Genomic DNA, 4127 nt, shown 5'->3' on the forward strand with positions numbered 1-4127 from the left:
AAAATACGTAGCTATGCTATTGCTGACTTAGAAAACAAAAAGTTAGAAAAAGAGTACGCTAAGCTTAGCAAGATGCTAAAGGAAGCTGTACCTGGTTACGATACTAAAATTTTAGAGGATGCTATTGCTGCGTACAGGAAAGCTATAAGGAAGGCTAGTAAGGCTGAGCAGAGTATAAAGGCAGTAAATGACTATTTTAAAATTAACGAAGAGAAAAGAAAAAAAAACATAGCCTGTTTAAAAACAGTTAGAGGTCTTCTTACTATTATTGAAAAAACTATAGAAACTGCTTGCCTGACTTATGCTAATGCTTTTACTGTTCTTGCTTCTAGTTTATCTTGCAGCAAGTTTAGGCAAGCTGCTTACGAGTTTAGTAAGGCTGCTAAGGGGTATGCTAATGGAAAAGGAGATCATGCTACTAGTGTTATTGTAGCCTCTATTTCTAGTATTACTTCTCCTAGATTTGAAGAAGAGTTTGCAAGAGCAAAAAGAATTGCTAGTAATAAGACAGAAGCAGAAGCAAAGAAAATGGTTGCAGCTATTGACAAGTTATGCGATGTTTATAAAATGGCTAGCCTTAAGTAACTTTTAAACTTCTAGCTAACTCTTATCTATATTTATAAATACTTTAGCTCTAACTTGCTTTATAATAAAAATTATATTTAGGTGAATACAATAAAGAAAAAGAGGGTATTAATGTCAAGGATAAATAATATGTTTATTTTACTTTTAATCACATTACTTTTTGTATCTTGCAAGTTTTTTGGAAATAAAAGCTCAGGTAAAAAAGCACCTCCAACCCTTACTGCTGCTAGTAGAGATAGTAAGCTAGGCAGCATACCACTTACTGCTTCAAGTAAGAAAGGTGAAAATACAAGTGACGCTCCAGGTGATGCTGATAAATCTCAGAGGGATGTACAAAAGAGTAGCACCGACATGCTTGCTTCTGATGATTCTACTGCTGCTAGTAAGGATAACACAGACAAGAAAGAAACTAAAGGAAAGTTAAGCAAAGAAGACAAAGACAAGCTTACGTCTTTTTTTAGAAAAACTATAAGATATCAATCTAGCCTATATTCTATTTATAACAAATATGTAAGACATTATAATACTATTGCTACCTATACTGGTTGTGGAGAATATAGTATTTCCTGTTTTAGTGCAGGGCCCTCTGCAAGACGTAGTCAAGCTATTGCTGCCTTAAAAAACAATAATCTAGACAATGATTACACTAATCTTAGCAATATGATAAAGAGTGTTGTGCCTAGTTATAACACTAAAACTTTAGATGATGCCATTGCTGCATACAAGCAAGCTGTCAGCAAAGCTAGTGATGCTGAAGAAGAAATAGAGATAGTAAATGACTATTCAGAAACTCAAAGTGCTAAGCAAGAGAAGAAGAAAAAAAATATAGACCATTTAAAAACAATTAGACGCGTTCTTACTGTTATTGAAAAAACAATAGAAACTGCCAGCCTGGCTTATGCTGATGCTTTTGCTATTGTTTCAGATAGCTTATCTTGCAGCAAGTTTAGGCAAGCTATTTGCAAGTTTAGTAAGGCTGCTAAAGAGTATGCCAATGGAAATAAAGGAGATCACGCTGTTGATGTTATTGTAGGTGCTATTGCAGGCATGTCTCATGCTTCATTTGAAAAAAGCTTTGATAAAGCAAAAAGATTTGCTAATAAGGAATCAGGAGAAGAGGTAGACAAAATGGTTGCCGCTATTGATACTCTATGCGATGTTTACAAAATAGTTAAGTAATAATACCTTCTAAGCTTCTAGCTAACTCTTACCTATGTTTATAAACACTTTGTCTCTATGTTTGATATATAATAAAAATAATATTTAGGTTAATAAATAAAGAAAAGGAAGGTATTAATGATTATGAGAAGTAATGTGTTTATTTTACTGCTAACAACAATTTTGCTAGTGTCTTGCAAGTTTTTTGGAAATAATAGCTCAGGTAAAAAAGCAGCTGCTAGCAATATTAGTAAGCTAGCCTTGTCTGACTCTTCAGATAAGCAAGATAAAAATACAAGTGACACTATAGATGAAGATAGAAAACATGAGACTAGCCCTGACATGCTTGCTTCTGATGATCCTACTACTTCTAGTGCTAGCACAGACAAGCAAGAAACTAAAGGCAAGTTAACCAAAGAAGACAAAGAAAAGCTTAATGCTTTTTTTAGCAAAACTATAAGATATCAATATAGTCTAGTTTCCATTTATAACAAATATGCAAGACATTATAATGCTATTGCTACCTATGGTGATTGTAATAATTATGGTATTGGATGCTTTAGCCCAGGACCTTCCGCAAGGCGTAGCAAGGCTCTTGATTCTCTAGAAAAATTAAAGCTAGACCAAGAGTATTCTAAACTTAGCAGTATGCTAAAGGACGCTTTGCCTGCTTACGACACTAGAACTTTAGATGAAGCCATTGAGGAGTACAAGCAAGCTATAAGTCAAGCCAGTGAGGCTGAGTGTAGGATAGAGAAAATAAATGATTATAAAGAACCTACAAAGGATGAAAAGGAAAAAAAGAAAGGAAATGTAGACCTTTTAAAAACAGTTAGCAATGTTCTTGCTGTTATTGAAAAAACTATTGAAACAGCTAGCCTTGCTTATGCTGATGCTTTTGCTATTGTTTCAGATAGCTTATCTTGTATCAATTTTAAGCAAGCTTTTTCTGAGTTTAGAGAGGCTGCTAAGAGGTATGCTAATGGAAAAGGAGACAATGCTGCTGATGTTATTGTAGGTCCTATTTTAGGCATGTCTCATCCTGGGCTTGAAGATAGTCGGTTTGCAAGAGCAAAAATGTTTGCTCGTAATAAGACAGGAGCGGAGGTAAATAAAATGATTACTGCTATTGATAAGCTATTAGAAGTTTATAAAAGGGTCAAATCTTAATAACTTTTAAGCTTCACTAGTTATTTATAAATCCCATTTACCTTTATACTTGTTATATAATAAAAATAATATTTAGGTTAATACAATAAAGAAAAAAGGTGATATTAATGTTAGAAAGGTGTAATCTGTGCATTTTACTTCTAGCAACTATTTTGCTTGTATCTTGCAAGTTTTTGGAAATAATAACTCAGCTAAAAAAGCATCTGCTAGTAATATTAGTAAACTAGCCTTGTCTGACTCTTCAGATAAGCAAGATAAAAATATAAGTGACACTACAGATGAACATAGAAAACATGAGACTAGACCTGACATGCTTGCTTCTGATGATCCTACTACTTCTAGTGATGGCACAGACAAGCAAGAAACTAAAGGCAAGCTAACCAAAGAAGACAAAGAAAAGCTTAATGCTTTTTTTAGCAAAACTATAAGATATCAATATAGTCTAGATTCTATTTATAACAAATATGCAAGCTCTTATAATGCTATTGCTACCTATGGTAGCTGTAATGAATATAATATTTCCTGTTTTAGCCCAGGGCCTTCTGCAAGGCGTAGCAAGGCTATTGCTGAACTAGAAATCTTAAATCTAGACCAGGAATATGCTAAGCTTAGCAAAATGCTAAAGAATGCTGTTTCTAGTTATGACACTAAAACTTTAGATGAGGCAATTGCGGCATACAAGGAAGCTGTCAGCAAAGCTAGTGATGCTGATCGTAAGATAGAGATAGTAAAAGATCACTCAGAAGCTCAAAAGGCTGAGGAAGACAAGAAAAAAAGGAAACGTAGACAATTTAAAAACAGTTAGCAGCATTCTTCCTGTCATTAAAAAAATTATTGAAACTGCTAGCCTAGCTTATGCTAATGCTTTTGCTGTTGTTGCTTCTAGTTTATCTTCTAGAGAGCTTAAGCAAGCTTTTCTCGATTTTAATGCTGCTGCTAAGGAGTGTGCTAATGGAGATAAAGGAGACAATGCTGCTAGTGTCATTGTAGGTCCTATTGCAGGCATATTTTATCCTGGATTTGAAGAGAGGTTTGCAAAATCAAAAATGTTTGCCAGTAATAAGACAGGGGCGGCAGAAGTAAAAAAAATGACTGATGCTATTGATAAGCTATTAGAAGTTTATAAAAGGGTAAATAGTTGATATAAAAAATAATTAGGCTAAGATTAGAATTAGAGACTTGATTACCTTAACTAAAAATAACAAATTATTTGT

General features: G+C 33.8%; 4 protein-coding genes and 1 pseudogene. 4 read left to right on the top strand and 1 reads right to left on the bottom strand.

What is annotated here, in order from left to right; genetic code table 11:
* From F0310_RS05975 to F0310_RS05440, 4 genes and pseudogenes are all read left to right on the top strand, one after another.
* Positions 1-585, top strand: a pseudogene (locus F0310_RS05975) (hypothetical protein); the annotation flags it as partial.
* A gap of 111 nt (positions 586-696) precedes the next feature.
* Positions 697-1764 carry a hypothetical protein gene (locus F0310_RS05430; RefSeq protein ID WP_182117953.1) on the top strand — a complete coding sequence of 356 codons (1068 nt, stop codon included), beginning with the start codon at positions 697-699 and terminating at the stop codon, positions 1762-1764.
* A 123-nt stretch (positions 1765-1887) separates the two neighbouring features.
* Positions 1888-2913 carry a hypothetical protein gene (locus F0310_RS05435; protein WP_232535986.1) on the top strand — a complete coding sequence of 342 codons (1026 nt, stop codon included), beginning with the start codon at positions 1888-1890 and terminating at the stop codon, positions 2911-2913.
* 127 nt (positions 2914-3040) lie between these two features.
* On the top strand, positions 3041-3718 hold the full coding sequence (locus F0310_RS05440; protein WP_232535987.1) for a hypothetical protein: 678 nt from the start codon (positions 3041-3043) through the stop codon (positions 3716-3718).
* 48 nt (positions 3719-3766) lie between these two features.
* On the opposite strand, the gene F0310_RS05840 is transcribed toward F0310_RS05440, so the two are convergent.
* Complete coding sequence (locus F0310_RS05840; protein ID WP_232535988.1) at positions 3767-3919, bottom strand: hypothetical protein; 153 nt, start codon at positions 3917-3919, stop codon at positions 3767-3769.
* Positions 3920-4127: the final 208 nt, after the last annotated feature.

Source organism: Borrelia sp. A-FGy1 (assembly GCF_014084025.1).
In the GTDB taxonomy this organism is placed as follows: domain Bacteria; phylum Spirochaetota; class Spirochaetia; order Borreliales; family Borreliaceae; genus Borrelia.